This is a genomic window from Acinetobacter sp. NIOH-H-8 (assembly GCF_046635365.1).
In the GTDB taxonomy this organism is placed as follows: Bacteria; Pseudomonadota; Gammaproteobacteria; order Pseudomonadales; family Moraxellaceae; genus Acinetobacter.
On the sequence record NZ_JBHDVN010000163.1, the window covers coordinates 1 to 468 of the forward strand.

Below are 468 nucleotides of genomic sequence, written 5' to 3' on the forward strand. Positions count from 1 at the left end.
GCACTGGCGTCCATCATCTCTACCGTTCTGGTCATCGCTGGGCATCAAAGCATTGGCGCCGGTATCGCGCTGGCGATTCCGCTGGCGGCGGCAGGCCAGGTACTGACCATTATCGTTCGTACCATCACCGTGGCATTCCAGCACGCGGCGGACAAGGCGGCTGAAAACGGCAACCTGACGGCGCTCTCCTGGCTGCACGTTTCTTCTCTGTTCCTGCAGGCAATGCGTATCGCCATCCCGGCGGTTATCGTTGCCATCTCCGTAGGCACCAGCGAAGTACAGGGAATGCTGAATGCGATTCCTGAAGTCGTCACAGGCGGTCTGAACATCGCCGGCGGCATGATCGTCGTGGTTGGTTATGCGATGGTTATCAACATGATGCGCGCAGGCTACCTGATGCCGTTCTTCTACCTCGGTTTCGTCACCGCGGCTTTCACAAACTTCAACCTGGTCGCACTGGGTGTCATC

1 protein-coding gene is annotated in these 468 nt (G+C 58.3%); it reads left to right on the plus strand.

Annotated elements, in window-relative coordinates; all coding sequences use genetic code 11:
• Positions 1 to 468 (plus strand): PTS sugar transporter subunit IIC (locus ACEWB7_RS17580; RefSeq protein WP_411581034.1); only part of this gene is annotated, 468 nt, incomplete at both ends.